Annotated in this window: 23 protein-coding genes and 1 tRNA gene; 10 read left to right on the top strand and 14 right to left on the bottom strand. The window is 42.6% G+C overall.

Going from position 1 to position 24,259, the window contains the following annotated elements; genetic code table 11:
• Window positions 1–41 precede the first annotated feature (41 nt).
• The 7 genes from AC5RDS_RS16910 (at window position 42) to AC5RDS_RS16880 (ending at window position 8,787) form a co-directional block, all read left to right on the top strand.
• Window positions 42–569, top strand: coding sequence for a radical SAM-associated putative lipoprotein (locus AC5RDS_RS16910; RefSeq protein WP_013610947.1), 528 nt, complete (start codon window positions 42–44; stop codon window positions 567–569).
• Window positions 562–1,629: a TIGR04133 family radical SAM/SPASM protein gene (locus AC5RDS_RS16905; protein ID WP_494222415.1), complete on the top strand. Its 1,068-nt coding sequence runs from the start codon at window positions 562–564 to the stop codon at window positions 1,627–1,629. Before AC5RDS_RS16910 ends, AC5RDS_RS16905 begins: the two co-directional genes overlap by 8 nt.
• 86 nt (window positions 1,630–1,715) lie before the next feature.
• Window positions 1,716–2,960 carry an exonuclease SbcCD subunit D gene (locus AC5RDS_RS16900; RefSeq protein WP_349174834.1) on the top strand — a complete coding sequence of 415 codons (1,245 nt, stop codon included), beginning with the start codon at window positions 1,716–1,718 and terminating at the stop codon, window positions 2,958–2,960.
• The gene (locus AC5RDS_RS16895) at window positions 2,957–6,682 is read left to right on the top strand and encodes an AAA family ATPase (RefSeq protein WP_118104697.1); all 3,726 of its coding nucleotides are present in this window, start codon (window positions 2,957–2,959) and stop codon (window positions 6,680–6,682) included. The genes AC5RDS_RS16900 and AC5RDS_RS16895 overlap by 4 nt, the downstream gene beginning before the upstream one ends.
• A gap of 66 nt (window positions 6,683–6,748) precedes the next feature.
• Entirely contained in the window at window positions 6,749–7,486 is a 738-nt protein-coding gene (gene truA, locus AC5RDS_RS16890; RefSeq protein WP_022160315.1) for a tRNA pseudouridine(38-40) synthase TruA, read from the top strand.
• Between the two features lie 13 nt (window positions 7,487–7,499).
• Complete coding sequence (locus AC5RDS_RS16885) at window positions 7,500–8,648, top strand: Lnb N-terminal periplasmic domain-containing protein (protein WP_041556330.1); 1,149 nt, start codon at window positions 7,500–7,502, stop codon at window positions 8,646–8,648.
• 66 nt (window positions 8,649–8,714) lie between these two features.
• Window positions 8,715–8,787, top strand: a tRNA-Phe gene (locus AC5RDS_RS16880).
• A gap of 98 nt (window positions 8,788–8,885) precedes the next feature.
• Here AC5RDS_RS16880 and AC5RDS_RS16875 read toward each other — a convergent pair.
• Window positions 8,886–9,023, bottom strand: a complete 138-nt coding sequence (locus AC5RDS_RS16875) for a transposase (RefSeq protein ID WP_229039691.1) — start codon at window positions 9,021–9,023, stop codon at window positions 8,886–8,888.
• 477 nt (window positions 9,024–9,500) lie between these two features.
• Between AC5RDS_RS16875 and AC5RDS_RS16870 the strand changes: the two genes are divergently transcribed.
• Entirely contained in the window at window positions 9,501–9,887 is a 387-nt protein-coding gene (locus tag AC5RDS_RS16870) for a hypothetical protein (protein ID WP_118104695.1), read from the top strand.
• 278 nt (window positions 9,888–10,165) lie between these two features.
• Here AC5RDS_RS16870 and AC5RDS_RS16865 read toward each other — a convergent pair whose 3' ends face one another.
• The 7 genes from AC5RDS_RS16865 to guaA form a co-directional block, all read right to left on the bottom strand.
• Window positions 10,166–10,900 (bottom strand): tetratricopeptide repeat protein, encoded by a 735-nt coding sequence (locus tag AC5RDS_RS16865; RefSeq protein WP_013610932.1) that lies wholly within the window; start codon window positions 10,898–10,900, stop codon window positions 10,166–10,168.
• A 141-nt stretch (window positions 10,901–11,041) separates the two neighbouring features.
• Window positions 11,042–11,512: a GAF domain-containing protein gene (locus AC5RDS_RS16860; protein ID WP_013610931.1), complete on the bottom strand. Its 471-nt coding sequence runs from the start codon at window positions 11,510–11,512 to the stop codon at window positions 11,042–11,044.
• Window positions 11,512–12,975: an aminoacyl-histidine dipeptidase gene (locus tag AC5RDS_RS16855; RefSeq protein WP_046406021.1), complete on the bottom strand. Its 1,464-nt coding sequence runs from the start codon at window positions 12,973–12,975 to the stop codon at window positions 11,512–11,514. The genes AC5RDS_RS16860 and AC5RDS_RS16855 overlap by 1 nt, the downstream gene beginning before the upstream one ends.
• Before the next feature lie 44 nt (window positions 12,976–13,019).
• Complete coding sequence (locus AC5RDS_RS16850) at window positions 13,020–13,445, bottom strand: MarR family winged helix-turn-helix transcriptional regulator (RefSeq protein ID WP_013610929.1); 426 nt, start codon at window positions 13,443–13,445, stop codon at window positions 13,020–13,022.
• An 86-nt stretch (window positions 13,446–13,531) separates the two neighbouring features.
• Complete coding sequence (locus AC5RDS_RS16845; protein WP_013610928.1) at window positions 13,532–13,867, bottom strand: DUF1904 family protein; 336 nt, start codon at window positions 13,865–13,867, stop codon at window positions 13,532–13,534.
• A 32-nt stretch (window positions 13,868–13,899) separates the two neighbouring features.
• Entirely contained in the window at window positions 13,900–14,928 is a 1,029-nt protein-coding gene (locus tag AC5RDS_RS16840; RefSeq protein WP_013610927.1) for a DHH family phosphoesterase, read from the bottom strand.
• Between the two features lie 228 nt (window positions 14,929–15,156).
• Window positions 15,157–16,686 (bottom strand): glutamine-hydrolyzing GMP synthase, encoded by a 1,530-nt coding sequence (guaA, locus tag AC5RDS_RS16835; RefSeq protein WP_013610926.1) that lies wholly within the window; start codon window positions 16,684–16,686, stop codon window positions 15,157–15,159.
• Between the two features lie 199 nt (window positions 16,687–16,885).
• Here guaA and AC5RDS_RS16830 point away from each other — a divergent pair, with 199 nt between their 5' ends.
• On the top strand, window positions 16,886–17,677 hold the full coding sequence (locus AC5RDS_RS16830; protein ID WP_013610925.1) for a patatin-like phospholipase family protein: 792 nt from the start codon (window positions 16,886–16,888) through the stop codon (window positions 17,675–17,677).
• A 21-nt stretch (window positions 17,678–17,698) separates the two neighbouring features.
• On the opposite strand, the gene AC5RDS_RS16825 is transcribed toward AC5RDS_RS16830, so the two are convergent.
• From AC5RDS_RS16825 to argS, 6 genes are all read right to left on the bottom strand, one after another.
• The gene (locus AC5RDS_RS16825; RefSeq protein ID WP_195305805.1) at window positions 17,699–19,057 is read right to left on the bottom strand and encodes an MATE family efflux transporter; all 1,359 of its coding nucleotides are present in this window, start codon (window positions 19,055–19,057) and stop codon (window positions 17,699–17,701) included.
• A gap of 19 nt (window positions 19,058–19,076) precedes the next feature.
• A complete protein-coding gene (locus AC5RDS_RS16820) occupies window positions 19,077–19,850 on the bottom strand; it encodes an inositol monophosphatase family protein (RefSeq protein ID WP_013610923.1) in 774 nt (257 codons plus the stop codon).
• Between the two features lie 33 nt (window positions 19,851–19,883).
• Window positions 19,884–20,141, bottom strand: a complete 258-nt coding sequence (locus tag AC5RDS_RS16815) for a TIGR03905 family TSCPD domain-containing protein (RefSeq protein ID WP_013610922.1) — start codon at window positions 20,139–20,141, stop codon at window positions 19,884–19,886.
• Window positions 20,142–20,177: 36 nt separating this feature from the next.
• A complete protein-coding gene (locus tag AC5RDS_RS16810; RefSeq protein ID WP_013610921.1) occupies window positions 20,178–20,420 on the bottom strand; it encodes a putative signal transducing protein in 243 nt (80 codons plus the stop codon).
• A gap of 82 nt (window positions 20,421–20,502) precedes the next feature.
• Entirely contained in the window at window positions 20,503–21,339 is an 837-nt protein-coding gene (locus AC5RDS_RS16805) for a histidinol-phosphatase (protein WP_013610920.1), read from the bottom strand.
• 14 nt (window positions 21,340–21,353) lie between these two features.
• Window positions 21,354–23,144 carry an arginine--tRNA ligase gene (gene argS / locus AC5RDS_RS16800; protein WP_022160328.1) on the bottom strand — a complete coding sequence of 597 codons (1,791 nt, stop codon included), beginning with the start codon at window positions 23,142–23,144 and terminating at the stop codon, window positions 21,354–21,356.
• Window positions 23,145–23,393: 249 nt separating this feature from the next.
• Here argS and AC5RDS_RS16795 point away from each other — a divergent pair, with 249 nt between their 5' ends.
• The gene (locus tag AC5RDS_RS16795; RefSeq protein WP_013610918.1) at window positions 23,394–24,230 is read left to right on the top strand and encodes a mechanosensitive ion channel family protein; all 837 of its coding nucleotides are present in this window, start codon (window positions 23,394–23,396) and stop codon (window positions 24,228–24,230) included.
• Window positions 24,231–24,259: the final 29 nt, after the last annotated feature.

Genomic DNA, 24,259 nt, shown 5'->3' with positions numbered 1-24,259 from the left:
AATCAAGGCATTTAAACAGTTTAATCATAAAAAAACAAACCATGAAAACATTACATTATCGCTGGAATCGTAGCCTGAACTGGATATTGACTACTTTATTAGGATTTTTAGGTTTCTCCTCCTGTGAGGATAACGGGGACGATCCCGGTAACATCATATGTATGTACGGTACGCCGACAGCTTCCTATACCATCAAAGGAAAAGTCACCGATCAGGCAGGTCAGGCGCTATCCGATATTCAGATTATCGTGTCCGATATGGAATTCAGTTACGAACCCCGTCCTGATTTTATCCCCGATACCCCCTATGGAAGCCACCCGGTCAACGATACGTTATACTCCGGAAAAGAAGGAGAATTCGAAACCCGGCAAGCAGCGTTCCCGATCGATACGGTGAAGTATAATTTAAAAATCAACCCCGACGAAAATAATCCGTACTACCAGGCCGATTCTCTGAAAGTAACCTTCCTTCGTAAAGATTTACAGGGAGGTGAAGGCTGGAATAGGGGAAATACAACACAAGAAGTAAAAATCATACTGACTCCTCAAAAAGAAGAAGATCATGAATAATTCCATCAGCCTCCGGAAACGCCTGGGCCTGGAACTCTTCCGACAAAAAGAACAGCTGATCCGGCAAAAACACGAATTACATACTCTTTTTTGGGAATGTACCCTTCGCTGTAATCTCGCTTGCCGGCATTGTGGCAGTGATTGCAAAGCGATTTCCGGGCAACCCGATATGCCAAAAGAAGACTTCTTAAAGGCTTTGGACAACATTACTCCACAGGTCGATCCCCACCGGGTTTTTATCATTTTCACGGGTGGAGAACCTCTGATGCGCAAAGATCTGGAAGAGTGTGGCCGGGCATGTTATCGCCGGGAATACCCCTGGGGATTGGTAACCAACGGTTTGTTATTATCCCGTCAGAGGCTGGACAGACTTTTACAAGCAGGCCTGCACAGCATTACCGTAAGTCTGGACGGACCGGAAGATGCCCACAACTGGTTACGCCGACATCCGGAAAGCTTTCGCCGGGCCAGTCAGGCTATCGGAATGCTGAGCCGGGAAAAAGAAATCGTATGGGATGTCGTCAGTTGTATCAATCAACAAAACATCAATACTCTCCCCGTTTTCAAAGAATATTTGATCGAACTAGGAGTCGGACAATGGCGTATCTTTACCATCTTTCCCGCAGGCAGAGCAGCACAAGTGCCTGAATTACAACTATCTTCTTCCCAATTCAAAAAAGTATTGGATTTTATCCGTCAAACCCGGCAAGAAGGTCGTATTCACGTCAATTTCGCTTGTGAAGGTTTTTTAGGTCCTTATGAAGCTGAAGTCCGTGACCAATTTTATCGTTGCCATGCCGGAATTTCTGTCGGATCTATCCGCATTAACGGAGCGATATCGGGTTGTCCCAGTATCCGGGCCAACTACGACCAAGGGAATATTTACCAGGATGATTTTATGGAAGTGTGGAACAACCGCTTCGAAAAATTCCGGAACCGGGAATGGGCCCGTCAGGGCGAATGTGCCGATTGCAACCTGTTCCGTTATTGCGAAGGAAATGGCATGCACCTACACGATGAATCCGGTAAGCTGATGACTTGCCATTATCACCGGCTATAGCTCACGGGCTATGGTAGGATTACCATAGCCCGTGAGCTATTTGGTTATATCTGCAAATCTTACTATTTTTGTCCAAATGACAGGACATGAAAATCATTCATACAGCAGACTGGCATATCGGGCAGACCTTTTTCGGCTATGACCGTTTTCAGGAACATCAGTATTTTTTAGATTGGCTGACAGATCAAATTACCACACAACAAATCGATGTGCTTCTTATTTCAGGAGATATATTCGATGTAGCTAATCCTTCTGCTCAGGCACAACGTCAATTTTATCGGTTCCTACGCCGGGTAACAGAACAAAATCCGGGCTTACAAATCATCCTGATTGCAGGAAATCATGATTCTGCCAGTCGGCTCGAAACCCCGATTCCTTTACTCGAAGAAATGAACATACAAATTCGGGGTACAGTACGTAAAAGAGCAGACGGCACAATCGATACGGAGGAATTAATCATCGAACTGAAAGACAGATCGGGGAAACGGCAAGGTTGGTGTCTGGCGGTACCCTATCTCCGACAGGGAGACTATCCGGCAGTCGAGAGTGAAGGAGATCCTTATCAGGCAGGGGTTAAGGCCATGTACGACACGCTGGTTGCCTGCGTCGAAGAACGCAGGCAAAAACAAGAAGCCATCATTGCTATGGGACACCTGCAAGCCGCAGGAAGTCAGATTTCCGAAGGTGATCAAAGTGAACGCCTGATCATCGGCGGACTCGAAGGGATTCCTTCCAGTGTCTTCCCTTCCCAAATCACTTACGGAGCTTTGGGCCATATCCACCGGGAACAGCAGATTGCCAACCGCAACGAGATACGCTATGCCGGCAGTCCGTTACCCATGTCTTTTGCAGAAGAAAATTACCGCCACGGAGTGATCTTACTGGAGATCGACAAAGGAATACTTCAAAATCAGACTAAAATTATTTTTAATCCTTTAGTCACTTTACTTCGTATCCCTAAACATCCGGCCCCCTTGGACGAAGTGTTGAATCGCCTCTCTCAGCTCCCGGAAGAGAGAGACGATCATCCGGCCCCTTTCCTCGAAGTCAGGGTACTACTCACCGAACCGGAACCTGCTTTGCGCAATAAAGTGGAGGAAGCCCTACGCACCAAACAGGTGCGTTTAACCCGGGTACTCCCCTTTTATCCGGATACAGTACAACTTACAAAAAACGAGAATACGCTCACCACCGAAGAATTACTGGATCCCTGGAAGCTGTTGAACCGAGTATACGAAAGGCGATATCAAAATCCTCTGCCCGAAGAATTGGCTCATTTATTCCGGGAAGTCATTGAAGAATCACAGCTGAAAATGGGAGAAAAACAATGAAAATATTACGTATACAAGGAAAAAATCTGGCATCTATTGCCGGAGAATTCGATATCGATTTTACGGCAGCTCCTCTGCGATCTGCCGGGATCTTCGCAATATGCGGTCCCACCGGTGCCGGAAAATCGACTATTCTGGATGCTATCTGTCTGGCCTTATTCAACAATATGCCCCGCACCACCGGTATTGAAGGTACTAAAATGCCGGATGTCGGACAAGAATTCATTCAACAGGGAGATCGTCGTCAAATACTCCGCAGAGGTACTGCCGAAGCGATGGCTGCTGTAGAATTTATTGCTGTAGACGGAAAAAGTTATCGCTCGGTATGGCGGGTATGGCGAGCCAATAATAAAATAAGCGGGAAACTTCAACCTGCAGAACTCCGGGTATACCCCCTTGGAGATCCGTCTCCTATCACTACAGGAATCAGTGAATCGGAGAATAAATTGATTCAACTCATCGGTCTGAATTATAATCAATTCACCCGTACCGTTTTATTGGCACAAAATGAATTTGCCCGATTCCTCAAAGCCCGGAAAGAAGAAAAGGCCGAAGTACTCGAAAAACTGACCGGTACTGAAATCTATTCTGTTATCTCGAATACGGTCTATTCCAAAACGACAGCTATCCGCAATGAATGGAAAGAACTCTCCGCCCGTATGGGGAATATTCGCCTGCTTACCCAGGAAGAAATCGAGACATTACAGCAACAATCGGCCAAACTCCTGAAACACGAAAAGGCTCTTCAACAAAAAAATGAAGAAATCCAACGTAAAATACGTTGGATAGAGCAATTAGAACAAATCAATCAATCTAAATCGGAAGCCCAGGCCACCCTTTCGGATGCCCAAAAAGTACAAGCCGAAGCACAAGCCCAGTCAGTCTGGTTACAGCAGATGGAAAGCATCGAAAGCAGCCGTCTTTTTTGGATTGAAAAAAATGAATGTACCACTCATTTAGTAAGCCAAACTGAATTATTACGACAAACAGAACAGGCGCTCTCCGATCTGAACGAAAAAGCCACGCAAACCCTTCAATCGGTGGAACGGCAAAAATCATTGGTAAACCAATATACAACCCAGTACAATAAGCTTAAACCGGAACTTTTAGAAGCCCGTCGTTTAGATATCGGAATTGTCAATGCCCGGCAGGTAGAACAAGAGAGCCGGAAAACTTTAACCGACCTGCAAGATAAAATCAAAGTGCATCAAAAAATTCAGGATAGCAGATACTCCCGTATTCTGCAACAGAGAGAATTAGACGATAAATTAAAAGAATGGTTCAGGAAAAACAGGCAACATGAACAAATGTGCCTGAACATAAAGCTGATCGAAAGTTTTCTGGATACAGCTTATACCCAAAGGTTGCAGGTTATAGAAAATCAATCTTTATATACCTCTACTCTACAACAACTAACAGTAAGCCGGCAACAGCTGGAACTTCAACGCCGTGAGATCGAAACATCCATACAACGTCACAATGACCTCCTGCAGTTGCGCCAGCAACAACAAATATCGGTCAACCGGTTTCCCATAAGCGAACTTCGCAATCGTAAAGAACAACTCCGCCTACAACGCGAAAGATTGCTTCAGGAAATTACCTTGACGGAAAAACTAGATAAGACCCGGCAAGAACTGAGAAAAAGGCAAGATAAACTGCAACAACAACAACAAAATTTACAAGCACTCAAAGTTCGCCTGACCGAATACAAAAAAGAAATCGAAATTGCAGAAATAAAATACACGACCATACGCCACACTTTGGAACAAGCCCGACTATCGGTTTCAGAAAATGTCGTTCGACTCCGGGCCCAACTGGAAGAAAATACCCCTTGCCCGGTATGTGGCAGCCAATCCCACCCTTATGCGGCACATCATCCCCTGGCCGACGGCTTGCTCGAAACACTCGAAAAAGAAGTCAGACAGCATGAAGCAGCATATAATCGGTTAAAAACCGAAAATGCGCGTCTTGAAGCCGAACACCGGTACCTCGGAGAAGTATTACCCGTATTACAAAATGAAAAATATGAATCGCAAGAAGAATGCGAAGAGATTTGCCAGCAAATCAAGGAGCTTAATTCGGATAGGTCTGTTTCTAACGGACAAAATCGGATAAACCTAAGAGAACAGCTGAATATCAGCCAAAAAGAATTGGAAAGTATTTGTCTGAAAGAAAACGAATGGGAGCAACGGCAACATCAGTTAGAAACGCTCCAAAAAGAACTGGATAAAATACAAAACCAAAACAATGCCCTGCAAAAAACATTTCAGCAGACCCAGGAAAAGGTAGTCGGTCAAGCCACTGAACTATCTAAATTGCAAGAGATCATTGAAGGCCTGAAAGTCCAGCAAAATATTTCACTGGAAAAGGTCGCTCCTTTTATGCATGCACCTACCTGGCGACAACGCTGGGAAGATAACTACCCGGATCTCAAACAGGAACTGACCACAGCTGCTCAAAAATGGCAAACTAAAACGCTGCAATCGGCAGAAAATGAAAAACTATTGCTTCAATCGGTAGCTGAATACGAGGAGAATCAGAAAAACCTGGAATCCTTCCGCCAAAGCGAAACAGAAGCCGCCGAGGCTTTGAAAAAACGCTCTGAAGAGACTTTGTCTTTCATCCGGAAACGGGCCCGGCTTCTGCAAGGTCAAACAGTCGATGAAACCGAACGTTATTGGCAAGAGTTAACAGAAAGGGCGACTCAGGAACTGGAAACAGCCATCCGGCAGAAAGAACAGCTTTCAGGCCAATCGGAACAACTAAAAGGAAAAATCACCCAACTCCGTACCACCTGTGACCAATATCAAAAGCGCCTGGAAAAAGCCACCCGGCAATTAGGCGAATGGCTGGAAAAATACAATCGGACAGCCCCTGCTCAGCTAACCGAAGCCACTCTCATTTCACTATTGCAAGTGGCACCTGAAAAAATCCGGGAAGAACGGGAAAGACAAAATCACCTCCGGGATAAGGTAACGACTGCTTTGGCCACTCTACGGGAACGTGAAAAACAATTGGCCGATCATTTACAATCGCCCGGCCGCCCCGATCCACAATCGGAATCACTTTCCTCTTTACAGCGTCAATACACCGCATTACAAGAGGAATCCGAGCGTATCCTCCAACAAAAAACCGAAGTATTGGCAACTCTGCACACCCAGGAAGAAAACCAAAAACAAGCGGCCACCTTAAAGGATACCCTCGATGCGAAAACGAAATTATTAAACCAATGGAGCAAACTAGACGATCTAATCGGTTCACAGAGTGGCTATAAGTTTAAAGAGATCGCCCAAGGATATACGCTGGATATCCTGTTATCATACGCCAATATACAACTTCGGGAATTAACCTCCCGCTATCAGTTGCAGCGTATACCCGATGAGTTGGCCCTACAAGTCATCGATCACGATCTCTGCGATGAAGCCCGGTCGGTATTCTCTTTATCGGGAGGCGAATCCTTCCTCATCTCTCTGGCTTTAGCCTTGGGCTTATCTTCCTTTTCTTCACGGAATCATTTCGAAGAAAATCTCTTTATCGACGAAGGTTTCGGCACTTTAGACAGCGAAACCCTGCAAATTGTCATGGAAGCCCTGGAACGTCTCCGCTCACAAGGCCGGCAGGTGGGAATCATATCCCACGTACAGGAATTGACCGAACGTATTCCTGCCAAAATTTGTCTGGTAAAGACCGGCAACGGAAAGAGTAAAGTCGTTGTAGAATAAAGAAACCCCTATGCCGGATATACAATATTCGGCATTATTTTTTATCTTCGCGGGAGATAAGAAAAAATGGTCAGATATTTTATTGAATTAGCTTATAACGGCAGCCGATACCACGGCTGGCAAATCCAGCCGGGAGCATCGTCCGTGCAGGAAGAAATCAACCGGGCCCTCAGTACTTTGCTACGCCAGGACATATACGTCGTCGGCGCCGGTAGAACGGATACGGGTGTACACGCTTCATTTTTCGTCGCTCATTTCGATATCGAATGTGAACTTCCGGAGCCGCAACAGGTGGTCTATAAACTGAACGGATTACTGGATAAAGATATTGCAATCTACAAAATATACCGGGTACCTATGGATAAACATGCCCGTTTTTCGGCTATTTCCCGTACCTATAAATATTATATCGATAAAACAAAAGATCCGTTTACCTATCCATTTGCCTGGAAAGCTTATCCCCTGCCGGATATTCAGGCAATGAACGAAGCCTGCCGGGTGTTATTCGATTATACGGACTTTACCAGTTTTTCGAAACTTCATACCGACGTCAAAACCAATAATTGTATTATATATGAAGCTCAGTGGGAAGAGACCGATAAACAGCTGATTTTTACGGTAAAAGCCAACCGTTTTTTGCGGAATATGGTAAGAGCGATTGTCGGTACGTTGATTGACGTGGGAAGAGGTAAACTGACCCCAGAAGATGTTCGCAAAATTATAGAATCTAAAAACCGCTGTAATGCAGGTACTTCTGTTCCTGCACAGGCTCTATTTCTTTGTCATATTGAATATCCGGAATAAAAAGACATATAAAATGAAAAAGATCATCTTTTTATTTATAATAAGCAGTCTGATTTCTATTAAAGGAATAGGATTAACACTCTCTCCGGAGACCGAAGTCAGTATCCTGACTTGTGCTCCCGGCAACGAATTATACTCTCTTTTCGGTCATACGGCCATCCGGATCAACGATCCCCGACACCAAATCGACAGGGTGTACAATTATGGCACTTTCGACTTCTCTACTCCCCATTTTTATTTAAAATATGCACGAGGCCTGCTTCCTTATCAGCTGACTGTTCAGAAATTCTCCCATTTCATATACAATTATCAGCTGGAAGAACGTACGGTCTACGCTCAAACTATCCGGCTGGATTCGCTGGAAAAACAACGGATTTTCGATCTGCTCGAAGAGAACCTGCTCCCGCAAAACCGCTATTATCTCTACAACTTTCTATTCGATAATTGTACCACCCGAAGCAGGGATATCTTATTAAAAAGTTTACCCGACAGTGTCGCCTGGAATATGCCGGATGTAAACAAAAATTTCTGGAATCTACTGGATGAGTACTTGCAAGCTTCCCCTTGGGTACAATGGGGCATACATACGATCCTGGGGCAAAGGGGTAATCGTACGGCCACTACTTTTCAATATATGTTCTTGCCGGATTATCTGATGTATGGACTTAAAAATGCCCGATACGACGGACAATTGCTGGCCGAACCTGCCGAAGTTTTATATCAGGCTCCGGAAATGAACCTATCCAATTCCTGGTATGGGACTCCCCTTTTCGTTTTTGCTCTAGGATGCCTGCTACTGATCCTACTTTTACAATATGTTAAAAGCCGGTCATTATTGAATGTCATTTCCCTTATTTTTCTCCTTTTCACAGGAATTGTAGGGATTTTGATTGTATTCTTAGGAGGTTTTACAGCACACCCCATCACTGCTCCAAACTGGAATATCCTATGGGCCAATCCGCTCAATTTATTTGTAATCCCTTTTATTTTCAGGAAAGCGCTTCCTCTATTCATCAGAAAATATCTGAAATTCTATCTGGCTATCCTGGCTATAGCTATACCGGTCTGGGCCATTGCTCAGCCAGCCGTACCCATGGCTTCTATCTCTTTGATTATCCTGATGATCTATCTGTGTTTCAGACTAAGAAATGAAAAAAGATAAAAAATACCCGCAAAACTATTGCAGATTTATAGAAACGCCCTATATTTGCACTCGCAAAACAGCACTGGTGGCATAGCTCAGTCGGTAGAGCAAAGGACTGAAAATCCTTGTGTCCCTGGTTCGATTCCAGGTGCTACCACATAAAAATAAAGTAGTTACGAAAGTGGCTGCTTTTCTTTTTTACCCCTGTCTTTGGTCGTTTTAGGGGATCAATCGGAAAACCTGTATTTTTTTATGTCATGCGTAAATTTTGCACAGTCTAAACAAGAAAAATTTAATATCTCTAATTCCCCTGAATACCCTTCTAAACTCTTTCACTTTGGCATTAAACGATTCCGCCGCCGCATTTGTACTCCTGTAGTCGAAATAATTCAAGATAGTTTGATAGTGATACTTAAATCGTTCTGGTCACGGTAGCGAAAACCTTGAAGTTGTTTTCCTCGACTTTCCTGTACCATTGAGCCAGTTTTGTATAAGCGATGGCTACCTAGCAACGGAGTTACAGAAAACACTATTGGTATCCGATTTCGGCCCTTAACGAGCCATAACGAAAGACGATGTTAGAATGGTTATAAACTACGACTACACCAGTAAAGGCTCTTATACAGAACTTGCCGTTGGTTTGTTTACCTTTTCTTATTCCATGGGAGGTATTAACTTTGTCGATATGGCATACATAACCCATTCACACATTATTGACAACTGTTTGATATATACACGTACAACAACCCATAAGCTGATAAAGCTACCTTTATAACCTAAAGTAAGAGAGCTAATTTTTATTGGAGTGAGAGGAATTTTATATTAGAAAATTATTTATTACTTTAGAACGCATAAATAATATACGTATAAATGGAATTATATATATCAATCATCGGGGCAATAGTTGCTATTATCGTATCCGTTTTAGGGGCAATCTTAGCTAATAAAAATACAATAATCCTACAAACAAGAAAACTAAAAGAAGAACATTATATAGCATATATTGAAGCTCTCCATAATTATGCTGCCTCAGACATTAATGATAAAGATGCTTTAAAAAACTATGTTTATATGCGAGATAAACTATTACTAATAGCTAATGAAAAGGTTATTATCAAATTATTAGAATTTGAAGATAAGGGTGTAGGCAAAACCACTGATTTACATAATAAATACCTTACAGAGCTACTAAAAGCTATACGGAAAGATCTAAAATTAGGTTATAAATCTTTACCAATCTTATGTTTAAAGAAATAATTCATATTGACTGATAAAATAGAGGTTTACAAACCAAACTATCCTTTACTCTAATAATATACCACTTCCCTATTCGGGGGAGGTGGCTATTTGATTAACTTATTCCTACTTACTTTATTTTCCCAAAAAGAAATAGTTAAATCAATTTCTTCCCATGATACGAACATTGCTATGATTTAGATATGAGTAATCTAAAAAGCGGACGAAAGGTCCATCCCAAAGTTCCCAAAAAACGGTTCCTGAAAAAGAGGAACCGTTTTTATTCGTATTGAAATTTTTTATTTCAGAGCTTCGTTTACCTGTTTCATCAGATCTTTTACATCCTGATTTGCCGGATCTAAAGATTGAGCTTGTACCAGATAATCCTTTGCTTTTTTGAAGTCGTTCACCGCTTTAGCTTTCTCAGCATCATATTTTGCTTTATCGCTATTCGCTATCGGAGTTGCTGCCTGCAAAATCTTTGCTCCATTGTTAAAGTATAAACTAGCTAAGCTGGCCAGTCCCTGGGTTTTAAAACTCTTGGTTGTCAAATTCACCACTTTAGTATAATTTTCAGCAGCCTTCGCTTCATCACCTGCTTTTTGGAATGTCTGTCCTTCCTTCATATAATAAGCAGCATACATGGTTTCCAACTTCATATTTCCCGGAAATGCTTTCATTCCATCCTGCAAAGTGGTCAACATTTCTGCAGTTTTATTCTGGCTTTTTTGTGCCTGTGCTTTTCCCAGATAAGAAGACGCACCTTTGTAGTTATTTTTGATAGACATATCAAAATATTTCTCAGCAGCTGCGTAATTCTTTATTTTAGTAGCACAGTAAGCCGTATTATAGACAGTTGCATTATCTTTATTGTTTACAATTTTCAGATAAGCTTCATATTGCTTGAAAGCCTCTGGATAATTTTTAGCTTTAACAGCTGCATTACCGGCATTTTTTTCTGTAGCCCCCGGATCCTGAGCAAAAACACTTACCGTCAATAAAACACTTAAAATTAAAAATGCAATTCTTTTCATAGTTCAGAATAATATTTAATAGTTATCATTTTTATAATAGTTACAGCCCCTAAGGTAAAAATGTCTCTCTAAAATTCAAAATCATTTTCAGATTTTTTACAAATGAGCTATTATTTTCACATGCAGGGGTTACTTTTCTATTCATTCATAGAGCAAGGATAAAATTTTTTTCAATCCTTCTTCGTCTTCCTGATCGAAGGCATCAAGCTTATCACTATCTATGTCCAGACAAGCAAAAACCTTTCCTTCGGGATCACGAATAGGGATGACAATTTCACTTTTAGACATGGAATTGCAAGCAATATGACCGGGAAAGTCTTCAACATTCCCGACTATAACGGTCTTTTCAGAAGAAACAGCAGCCCAGCATACTCCGGTATGATGCCGTAATTTCTGGCAGGCCACAGGCCCCTGATAAGAACGGACGATCAGTTCGTCATCGATCAACGCATATACTCCGGTCCAAAAAAATGTCTGCATTTTATGGTGCAAAACAGCTTCCATGGTCGCTAATCGTGCCCAAATATCTTCAGTGGTATGAATATAACCTTTAATTTGCTCATACAGCCGGTCATATTTGGCTAGTTTAGCACTTTTACCTGTATCGTTCATTAGGCCTCTTTTGTTAAACGTTCCAAAATATCCACTAAATGTTTCCACCATTTCCCGACTGTTTCGATATCTACTTTCTCATCCGGGGAATGCACACCACGTAAGGTCGGGCCGAAGGAAATCATATCCATTCCGGGATATTTCTCCAAAAACAGTCCACATTCCAATCCTGCATGGATAGATCTGACTACAGGTTCATAACCGAACAGTTGTTTATAAGATTCCACTGCAATTTTCAAAATAGCGGATTCCGGATTAGGTGCCCACCCCGGATATCCTTCTCCATGCTCCACTTCAGCACCGATCAAACGGAATACTGCAGCCACCATATGAGCAATATTCATCTTCTCCGAGTCGACATCACTTCTCTGGGAAGTAGTAATCAAGATCGTATCGTTTTCGATAAATTTCACTGCTGCAAGGTTAGTAGAAGTTTCTACCATTCCAGGCATCCGATAACTCATCGCGAATACACCATGAGGACAAGCATACAAGGCATTCAATAATTTATTGGTAAATTCCTGAGTCAATACCTCTCCAGGTAAATCGACAGATTCCAGTTCCAACTGTAGTCCCGGTTCTGTTATTTTCCAAACCTCCTCCATCTCAGCTGCATACATATTGAAGTCAACCCGGATATTTTCTTTCAGGACTTCATCGAAAACGATCACCGCATTAGCTTCCCGGGCTATGGCATTTCTCAGGTTTCCTCCTTCCAAAGATGCAACCAACAGACCATACCGCTCATTCAAATCCCACAGAAAGCGATTCAATATCTTGATCGCATTTCCTCTCCCTTTATTAATATCATCACCGGAATGTCCGCCCTGCAATCCTTTCACTTTAACCTGAACAGCAAATTTATGGGCAGGTAAAACCATTTTTCGGTAAGGCAAGCGAATAACGGTATCGATTCCACCGGCACATCCGATAAAAATTTCCCCTTCATCTTCCGAATCCAGATTCAATAATATCTTGCCCTGAAAAAATCCAGGCTGTAAAGCAAAAGCCCCGGTCAATCCGGTTTCTTCGTCAACGGTAAACAGACATTCCAAAGGTCCGTGCTGAATATTTTCATCTGTCAAAACAGCCAATGCAGCAGCTATTCCAATACCATCGTCCGCTCCCAGTGTCGTACCTTTGGCTTTTACCCATTCACCGTCTATATAAGGTTTTATCGGATCTTTATCGAAGTCATGAACGGTATCTGCATTTTTCTCACAAACCATATCCATATGTGCTTGTAAAACCACACCCGGGGTTTGTTCTTTTCCCGGAGTAGCCGGCTTCGTAATCAATACATTACCTGCTTCATCCTGACGAGCTTCCAGCTGATGTTTCTTAGCAAATTCCATCAACCAGGCAGCTATTTTTTCTTCTTTTTTAGATGGGCGGGGAATTTTACAGATCTCTTCGAAATAACTCCACACCAATTCGGGTTGTAATCCTTTAAAAATTTCCATTTTATTTGTTTTTCATGGTTTATTTAACAACAACGGATATGACGTTAGCCCATCATATCCGTTAATTTCTTCAACACCCAAACACAAGATTTAATTTCCTGCGGAGCAATGGTAAAAGTCAGGTCAGCATGTACCTGCTCTTCGATATTGGTCAAAACCTTTTTGGCCTCTATGCCTTTTTCGGTCAGGACCACAAAATTATTCCGCTTATCTTCCTGACACATTTTCCGCTGCACAAACCCACGTTTCGTCAGGGTATTCAATAGTTTCGTCACATTGTATTTATCTTTCTGAAGCCTCTTGGAAATAGTTTGCTGATTCACGTGATCTTCCGCCCAGAGCACCTGTAATAATTCATATTGTTCCCTGCTCAAATCGAATCCGGCTTTCAAAAACTCACGATTTAAAGTTTTGGTATATCCCCGCTCAGCTTTACTGAGATAAGAGACTAATTCTCTGACATCATCCATAGTTTATGTTGCGTTTTATACTATACGCAAACATAAGCATTCTTTTTATATTTCACACCAAATCGGCCCGTTTTTTATCAACATATTTATTTCAGACAGGCTCCATTTTCATAATAATTCTCAGGAGTCAGGTAACGAAAATATACATCCGAATTCTGATATCCGGCGGCCATCAGACATTCATAAATGACTTTCGCAACTTCGTGTTGTACCTCCGGAGGCCGTTCAAAATAATCTACTTCTACATAAGGCCAATCATTACCGCTCTTAATGGTTACATCTTCGACCACGCTGGAATGAATCAGCTCGAACACGATATGTTCACGCGGGCATCCGATCGTCTCTTGTAGCCGGTCTGCCATCCGACGACTCACACCTGCCATCCGGGAAGCTTCTACAAAATGAAATTTAAAAAAAGGCATAACAATAAAAGTTTTTAGTAGAATATGAATATTTAAATACCGCTGTTTTTTAGTTGTTCGAAAAACCAGGGAATCGTTTCTTTTACCTTTCTCACCACTTCTGCCAGCGGCAAATCCATCTGTCCTCCGGCAGCATTCAAATGACCTCCCCCATTGAAAAAAGCCTTAGCCCATTCATTGACCGGCACATTTCCCTTAGAACGAAAAGATAATTTTACCCTTTCCCTGCGTTCCGTGATTTGTACCGATACACAGACATTGTGAACAGAGAGCGGAATATTGACCAACCCTTCCAAGTCTCCGTCTTTGTAATTATAGCGGTCTAATTCTTCCCGGGTAATCGGCATAATAGCCACCGGATATTGTTCATTCACCTCCAGTTTATTGAGTAAAACATTTCCAATCAGACGCAGACGGGATAAATTGTTCATTTGATAAATCCGTTCATGGATATAAGCTTTGTCCAATCCTGCTTCCAACAGGTCTGCGATAATCCGATAGGTCTGCGGATGAGAAGAATTATGACTCAATCCTCCCGTATCGGTATTAATGCCGGTGTACAAAGCGCCGGCGATATCCGGAGTAACGATCTCCTTTCCCCAAATCTGTGACATGACGATATAGAGTAGTTCACAAGTCGAAGAAACCTGAGTATCGGAGATTACGTATTGTTGCGGATCGGGATCCGGATGATGGTCGATGATTACACGCCCGGCAGGAGAAGCCACCACCCAATTTTCAAGGTCACCTTCCCGGGCAACTGTATTGTGATCGAGCATAAAAATAAGGTCGGCATCGGCAAGTAAGCGTTTACATTCTTCCGGTTTTTCCTGAAAAGAAATAGCCGAAGAGATATTTTTCAAAAAACGGAGATATTCCGGAATAAAATCACAGGTCAGGATATGCCATTCTATTCCCACTTGCTGCAACACTTCAGACAAAGCCGAACAAGAGCCTGCCGCATCACCATCTGCCGAAATATGAGGAATAATCACCGTTTTTAAAGTCCCCTGCCCTAATCGTTCTTTTAATCTCCTTATTTCATCCGCATTATTTTTCATAAACCAATTGTTTTTATTTTCCTATTATACAGGGATCTACCTTTATCTCTAAAAAAATAAGCTGCCCCCAAGGACAACTTACCAGCCAGTTATTCCCACGTGATAATTTACGATCTCACGGCTTCAAAGGTAATAAAACTAAATCTATTTTTAAAATAGAATAACTCACGAGGCATAGCTCCTACCTCCGTGAGTTATAAAAAACAGTCATTAGGACTGGTTTATAGATTATTCCCACTCGATTGTTGCAGGTGGTTTTGAACTGATGTCATAAACAACACGGTTGATCCCCCGGACATTATTTATAATCCGATTGGAAACCCGGGCCAGAAATTCATAAGGCAAGTGACACCAATCGGCGGTCATGCCATCTGTCGATTCAACTGCCCGAAGCGCAACCACACTTTCATAAGTCCGCTCATCTCCCATCACACCGACACTCTGTACCGGTAGCAGCATCACTCCGGCCTGCCAGACTTTATTATACAATCCTTCTTCCTGAAGCATAGAAATAAAAATGTGATCGGCTTCTTGCAAAAGTCTTACTTTTTCGGGAGTGATCTCGCCTAAGATCCGGATAGCCAAGCCCGGACCTGGGAAAGGATGACGTTGCAGGAATTTATCCGGCAAACCAAGACTTTTTCCTACCCGGCGAACTTCATCTTTAAATAACAAACGGAGAGGTTCTACCAGTTTTAATTTCATATAATCGGGCAAACCTCCTACGTTGTGATGGGATTTAATAGTCTGTGAAGGTCCGTTTACCGAAAGCGATTCAATCACATCGGGATAGATCGTACCTTGTCCCAGCCATTTGGCATCTTCTATTTTAGAAGCTTCCTGATCGAAAACATCGATAAAAGTACTTCCGATAATTTTCCGTTTCTTTTCAGGTTCGGTGACACCTGCCAGACGTCCTAAAAACAAATCTCCGGATTCCGCTCCGACCACATTCAGTCCTAACTCTTTATAATTCTCCAGAACCGTTTTATATTCGTCTTTTCTCAGCAAACCATTATCAACAAAGATACAGGTCAGATTTTTACCAACAGCCCGATGCAATAACATAGCTGCTACAGTAGAATCCACCCCACCGGATAATCCCAGAATCACCCGGTCGTCTCCCAATTTCTGTTTTAATTCAGCCACTGTCGTCTCTACAAAAGAATCGGGGGTCCAGTTCTGTGAACATCCGCAGATACCCACCACAAAGTTGCGAAGCAGACAAGTTCCCTCGGTACTATGATATACTTCAGGATGGAACTGAATACCGTAAGTAATCTCGTTCTCTACCTTAAAAGCGGCATTTTTCACATCTTTGGTACTGGCAATCACCTGACAGCCTGCCGGTAATTTTTCTATCGTATCTCCATGTGACATCCATACCTGTGAATTATCGCCGATACCTTTAAACAGCTTACTTGTTTTATCGACGAAAGCTAAATTCGCCCTGCCATATTCACGTTTGTTAGAAGCCTTTACCTCTCCTCCGAAATGATGAGCCAAATACTGAGCGCCAAAACACACTCCCAATAAAGGCAACTGACCTTTTATCGCCGTCAGATCCGGCTGAGGAGCTTTATCATCCCTGACGGAAAAAGGACTTCCGGAAAGAATAACTCCTTTTACAGAGGAGTCGAGAGCCGGATAATGATTGTAAGGATAAATCTCACAATATACATTCAATTCCCGGACTCTTCTCGCAATCAACTGGGTGTACTGCGATCCGAAGTCCAATATCAAAATTTTTTCCTGCATCTTATTTGTTTTGATTTGAGGTGCAAAGATAAAAATTAAAGGTAAAAGGTAAAAAATATCTTTTCATAAATTTCAGGTTTAGAACTATTATTTAAACTGATAAGAATACTCTCAAATAAACAATTTCTTTTATATTTTTGGCCAATGAAAACCCCACCTCGGGATTTTCGTACAAATCGGTAATTAGAAACTATTATTTATGGATACAACACCTCGATATCGGTTAGGATTGGTGCTCAGCGGCGGTGGAGCCCGGGGCTTCGCCCACATCGGAGTCGTACAAGCCATGTATGAAGCAGGCCTCCGTCCCGATATCATCTCGGGCACCAGTGCCGGCTCGATTGTCGGAGCCATGATTGCCGCCGGTCATACCCCCGAAGAATGTTTGAATTTTTTCCTGGGAAAAAAAATTTTGCATTTTGCCCGTCCCACCATGTCGAAGAAAGGGATCATGATTATGAACGGTATGGAAGAACGGCTGGCAGAATTTCTGCATGTCAAGACTTTTGAAGAACTGAAAATTCCCCTGGTCATTACAGCCAGTGACATTAACGGAGCTGTACCCGTCCATTTTGAAAAGGGAGAACTTCTCCCCTGCATTATTGCTTCCTGCTCTATCCCGGTAGTCTTTACTCCCCGGGAAATCGATCATGTCGATTATGTCGACGGAGGAGTCTTTATGAATCTTCCCGTACGTCCCATACGCAAGCGTTGCGAGAAAATTATAGCCGTCGAAATCAATTCGATAGATACTTCGGAAAAAATCACCAACATGATCGGTATGGCTATCCGTTCTTTTCATCTGGGTCTGGACCGGAATACCGATATCGACCGGAATATGTGCGATGTATTCATATCCCCCCAAAATATGACCAAATACAGCATGTTCGATCTGGAACACATCAGAGAGATCTATGAAGAGGGATATCTCACAGCCAAACGTATTCTAAAAAATTCGATCTTACAGACCCGGCATCAGGTTTTGGCCTGATCGTCCGGTCAGCTTATCCTTTCAGCCTTCCGTCAACGGACATCTGAGCTCTTTCAATTTCCGGTAGACATAAATAAAGGCTGGAATCAGAAAGAGATCGGCTGCCAGCCAGGCTGTCGGATCGCCGAAACAAACTGCAATATAACCGTATACCGGTACGGCATATATGCTGACCAGGGTACGGGCTATCATTTCGGAAACTCCGGAAAGCATAGCCAGATTCGTATACCCTGCCCCCTGAATGGTGTAACGCAGGATACAAAGCAATCCCAGGAAAGGAAAGAAATAGGCAGATACGTGCAAAAACAACTCCGTATTTTTCAATATTTCCAGTTCGGTAGTATCTACAAAAAGTAAAGCCAACGTCCTCGCCCCGACCATTAAAACGACAAAGGTCAGTAAGGCGTAAATCAGCATCATCACCCCACTGGCTTTGATCCCTTGCCAGATACGTTTCGGCTTACCTGCTCCGTAATTTTGTCCGCAATAAGTCGCCATAGCGATTCCCAAACTTTCAAAAGGACAGATAAAAAACATTTTGATCCGCATAGCAGAGGTAAAAGCAGCCACACAAGCCGTTCCCAAGGCATTATTTGCACTTTGAAGCATAATACTACCGATCGCAGTGATCGAAAACTGTAATCCCATCGGTACGCCGATATTTAATAAAGTCCTTGCCAGATGCAACTGAAATTTATGCTCTTTGGCTTCCCCTTTCAGTATCTGAAAATGCCTGTACATGTATACATAACACAATAAGGCAGAAATTCCCTGAGAAAAAACAGTAGCGATCGCCGCTCCCAAAACTCCCCATTTCAATACCAGAATACAGAAAAGGTCCAGGATAATATTGAGTATAGTCGAAAAGAGCAGAAACCAAAACGGTGTCTTACTATCTCCCAATGCACGGATAATGCTGGATAGAAGATTGTACAGAAACGTACAGGGTACTCCGATAAAAGTCACCAGCAAGTAGGCATACGCACCCTCGAAGATATTCTCCGGTGTACGCATAATCCTCAAGATATCTGCACAATAGATACTGGTAATCAAAGCAATCATAACAGACATCACCAACGAAAGCTGCAAACTCACAGCCACATAACGCCGCATCATGACATAATCACGGGCACCGAACTTCTGGGCCACCGGAATACCGAAACCACAACTACACCCATTACAGAAACCCAAAATCAGGAAAATCACGGAACTACTGGCTCCGACAGCAGCCAACGCATTTATTCCCAAGAATTTTCCGACAATAGCAGCATCTACCAACGAATAAGTCTGTTGAAGCAAATTGCCCCAAAGCAAGGGCATCGTAAAATTGAAAATAAGTGGCAGCGCGGGCCCTGCTGTCATCTCTCTGGAAGTTGCCATAACTTAATTTCAAATCAAATCATTGTATTTTTTCACCCATTTTCTCAACGAGCGCCGCATTTCCTGCCAGTATAGAAATACCCCGGTTTTCCCTGAATCTGCGGACGATGCCTCCGGCTTCCTGTACAATCAAGGCTCCGGCACACATATCCCAGGGCTGTAATGCCAATTCCCAATATCCGTCCAACCAACCGGCAGCGACGCAGCATAAATCATAAGCAGCCGAGCCCATTCGTCTTATCCCCCGGATGGAAGGCAGGATTGCAGCCAGATTTGCAGCATTATTATCCGGATTTACATCTTTATCGTAAGGAAATCCTGTTCCCAAAACAGAATGAGCCAAATCCTGTTTTTCAGCAACACGGATCACTTTTCCATTGTACCGGGCTCCTCTGTCCCTGATTGCCGTATACAACTCGCCGAGATACGGCGCATAAACAACCCCCAGAATGGTTTCTTCCCGGTATTGCAACCCGATAGATACTGTAAATACAGGTAATCCCTGGCTATAATTATTCGTACCGTCCAAAGGATCGATCACCCACCGATACTCGGCAGTACCGGCATGAGCACCGCTTTCTTCCCCAAGGACTGCATGCCCGGGATAGTGCTTCTGAATCTTATCCAACAGAAAAGCTTCACTTTCTTTATCGGCTCTTGTTACCACATCGTACACATTCGATTTGGTTTGTATACCCAAATCATTTCCCCTGAAATAGGAAAGCTGTATCTTTCCAACTTCTTTCGCCCAGGCTACCGCATATTCCAATGCCTGATTTAAATCAATACTCATTTTAATTACTTCCCATTAAAAACAAAAAATCCTTTAACACCGTTCTATTTCTTTCAGCGCTTTCACCAATTGATCCGGACAGGAAGTACGTTTACTTCCACATTGTATACCTTCCAATCTTTCTATTACCTCCTCTACTTTCATTCCCCTTACCAACATCGAAATTCCTTGCAGATTTCCGCTGCATCCTCCTTCGAAACAAACTTCCCGGATCACCCCATCCTCCACGGTCAAATCAATAGCTACCGAACAAACGAGCGACGATGGTATAAAATGAATCGATTTTTTCATCGTTTAAATTATTTATATTTCCAAGCTTTTCCACAACTACGGCACTTCCAGGCCGGCCGGAATAAGGGAGAAACCTTCTTCAAGGACTTTCAGAGCTTCCTGCCAACATTCATGCCGGACGAGCAGCTTTACTCCACCGATTGCCTGTGCATGGATCCCCGTCCGGACCGTCAATTCATCCTGCATCCGGGTTTCGATCCCGGCAGATTCTAAAAAAGCCTTAGCCATATAGGCTTCCTGCGGATTTATAAAGGTTTGTACGATCACCCAACTGTCCATTGTATAGAAAGTTTGTCAGTTAAAAATCAATTCTTTTATTCGAATTTTTCCGGAACTTTCCAGGTTCATCCCTACTGATCTCTCAAGCAATCGGCACATCGATCCACTTTCCTCCCTGCAATTGTCTAACGGTATGGAATCCAGCTTCTTTCAGCGCCTGTAAAGCCTCCGCCCGCCCGGCATTGATCAAATCCGGACGGTGGGCATCAGAATTAACCAGTACCGGTATCCCCAAAGCACGAATAAAGGCAAAATGCCGGATATCCGGAAAAAAACACCCTTTACGTAAAAAAGCTTTAGTATTGATTTCCATCATGATACCTCTTTCAGCAATCAGCGTAAAGTATTCCTTCAACATATCGGTAAACCAGCCCTGCCGGAATAGATCCGGTTGACAAATCCCGGCATTATAAGAAATCTTATCGGCATGTCCGACAAAATCAAAACCTCCCGCTTCCACCATACGCATGGCTGCAACAAAATAGCGGGTGACCATCTCCTGCAAATTCCCACGAAAATGCTTTTCCAATAAATACCGGAAATTTTCAGGATCGGTATCTGTATCGATAATTTCCTCTTCGTCAGTATACACCAAATGGACCGATCCGATCCGGTAATCCAACGGTAAAGCCTGAAAATAGGAATTAGCCGGATTCTGAATTTCATTCAGATAGTCTATTTCCAAACCGGCATAGATCTCGATTTCTCCTGCATATCTCTGTTTCAACCGCCCAATTTCCTGTAAATAATCGGGCACCCGCTCTTGCGATAAAGTCCAGCACGTCTCGAAAGGAAGCGGAGCATGTGAAGATATACCGTAAGAAGTAAAGCCGGCAGCGATAGCCGACTTCACAAAATCTTCCATAGGAGCTTTTCCGTCACAAAAAGAACAATGACTATGATAATTGGTCAGATTCATACCCCATTTCCCGATCACATTCTTTCCGGCATCTCAATGCCTAACATTCCCATGGCATTTTTAATCGCCTCACCACATTGTTTAGCCAGCAACAAACGGAAATTTCTCAAAGCTTCATTTTCTTCTTTCAGAATAGAAAAATCATGGTAAAACTGATTGAATTCTTTAGCCAGGTCATAAGCGTAATTAGCCAATAATGCCGGACTATAGGTTGTCCCTGCTTCTTTCACCACGTCAGGCAATTTAGCCACCAATTTAATCAGATTCTGTTCTTTTTCCGAGAGCTGAATATGTGTATCCGCCGACAAAGGTGATGCCCCTGCGTCTGCGGCCTTACGTAATACCGACTGAATACGCGCATAAGTATATTGTATAAAAGGACCGGTATTTCCGTTAAAATCGATCGATTCTTTCGGGTTGAACATCATGGTCTTTTTGGGGTCTACTTTCAGAATAAAATATTTCAACGCCCCCAAAGCCACTTTCCGGTATACCTCTTCGGCCTCAGCTTCGGAATAGCCGTCCAATTTTCCTAATTCCTGAGAAGTTTCTCTGGCTGTATCGATCATTTCAGCCATCAGATCATCGGCATCGACAACCGTACCTTCACGGGATTTCATCTTTCCCTCAGGTAATTCAACCATTCCGTAAGACAAATGCTTAATTTTATCCGCCCAGGGGAAACCCAATTTACCACAAATCAATGAAAGTACCTGGAAATGATAATTCTGTTCATTTCCGACGACATAGATCATTTCATCCATATCGAATTCATTGAAGCGTTCGTAGGCCGTACCTATATCCTGAGTCATATAAACCGAAGTACCGTCGTCCCGTAACAGTAATTTATGATCCAGCCCGTCTCCGGTCAAGTCGGCCCAGACACTACCGGTTTCTTTCCGGTAGAGTACACCGTCAGCTAAACCTTTCAGGACAATGTCACGGCCTTTTTTATACGTTTGTGATTCGAAATATACTTTATCGAAACCCACCCCCATCAAGCGATAGGTTTCGTCGAAACCTTTCAACACCCAATCGTTCATAGTACGCCACAAACTCACGGTCTCTTCATCACCGGCTTCCCATTTACGCAGCATTTCCTGCGCTTCCAGCAAGATCGGAGCTTTTTTCTTGGCCTCTTCTTCTTCCATTCCCTCCTTTTCCATCAAAGCTTTTATTTCAGCTTTATATTCCTTATCGAAACGAACATAGTAGTCGCCGACAAAATGGTCGCCCTTCGTACCTGTAGACTCGGGAGTAGCACCATTAGCGAACTTTTTCCAGGCAATCATACTCTTACAAATATGTATTCCCCGGTCATTCACCAAATTTACCATCCTCACTTCATGTCCATTGGCTTTTTGTATCTCGGATACCGACCAACCCAACAGGTTGTTACGGATATGACCGAGATGTAAAGGTTTGTTCGTATTAGGCGAAGAATACTCGATCATGTAAGAATGCCCGCTATTTTCATGCACATATCCATACTTCGGGTCCTGAGCCACTTCGTTCAATACACCTAACCAATAAGCCGCTGAAATCTCGATATTCAAGAATCCTTTCACCACATTGTAGTCTTTAATCTCTTCAATGTGTTGTTTCAGGTAGCCCCCCAATTCTTTCCCCGTCTCTTCCGGAGATTTCTTCGAAAAACGCGTAAATGGAAAAACAACTACAGTCAAATCTCCCGCAAACTCTTTCCGGGTAGCTTGTAACTGCACTTTATCCTTATCCACATCAGCGTCATAGCACTGCTTCACAGCTTCTATCACCTTGGTGGTCAACAAACTTTCTATGCTCATAGTATTCTGACGATTAATTTTTCACAGGTTACAAAAATACAATTATTTAGCGAAACATTAAAAATGAAAGTGGAATAAAGCCTTTTACGGTTGTAATTTTTGTAAAAAAATATAAATATGATAACTTTGGAGCGTAATTTGATATGTCCCAAGGATTCAGTATACTTCAAAATACCAATAAATGAAACTCTAAAAGAAGAAAAATAAAAAATCTCTATAGTGAGTGATAAATAAAAAAATCAATTAATTATGGAAAATTCTTTATCTACAATGTCTTTGGACACATTGGTCAATAAACTTATTGATCTCAGTGTTTCATTCGGTTCCAAGTTACTGGTGGCACTTCTGGTGTTCTTCATCGGTCGTTGGATTGTAAAAAAATTAAATCGTTTAGTTATAAACATACTTACGAAACGGCATGTCGAAGCTTCATTGGCCACTTTTACCAAGAGTTTGGTGAGTATCACCCTGAATTTCACTTTAGTGATTATCATTATCAGTGTTTTAGGTATCGAGACAAGCTCATTCATCGCTTTATTTGCTTCTGCCGGTGTCGCTGTCGGTATGGCATTGAGCGGTACACTGCAAAATTTTGCCGGTGGAGTGATGATACTGCTTTTCAAACCGTTTAAAGTGGGAGATTATATCGAAGCACAAGGTCAGTCGGGAACAGTGAAAGAGATCCAGATTTTCAATACCATCATTACGACTACCGATAACAAGGTGATCATCATTCCTAACGGAGGCTTATCTACCGGAATTATGATGAACTACTCGAAAGAATCGCAACGGCGGGTCGACTGGGTATTCGGAATCGGCTACGGTGATAGCTACGAACATGCAAAAGCTGTCATTGCCCGGCTTTTAGATAATGATCCCAGAGTATTGAAAGATCCCAATTATTTTATCGCTTTAACCGCTCTTAACTCCAGTTCTGTCGACATTGTCGTTCGGGCCTGGGTAAAAGCAGAAAATTATTGGGGTGTCTTTTTCGATATGAACGAAAAAGTATACAAGACCTTTGCAGAGGAAAACCTCAATATTCCTTTCCCGCAAATGGATGTACACCTCTATAACGAAAAATAATCTTTTTACTGTCGGCAGGACTAGATCAT

This window comes from Odoribacter sp. (assembly GCF_985060555.1).
The sequence above is the reverse complement of the archived record's forward strand: the minus strand, read 5'-3'. Positions and strand labels throughout refer to the sequence as shown.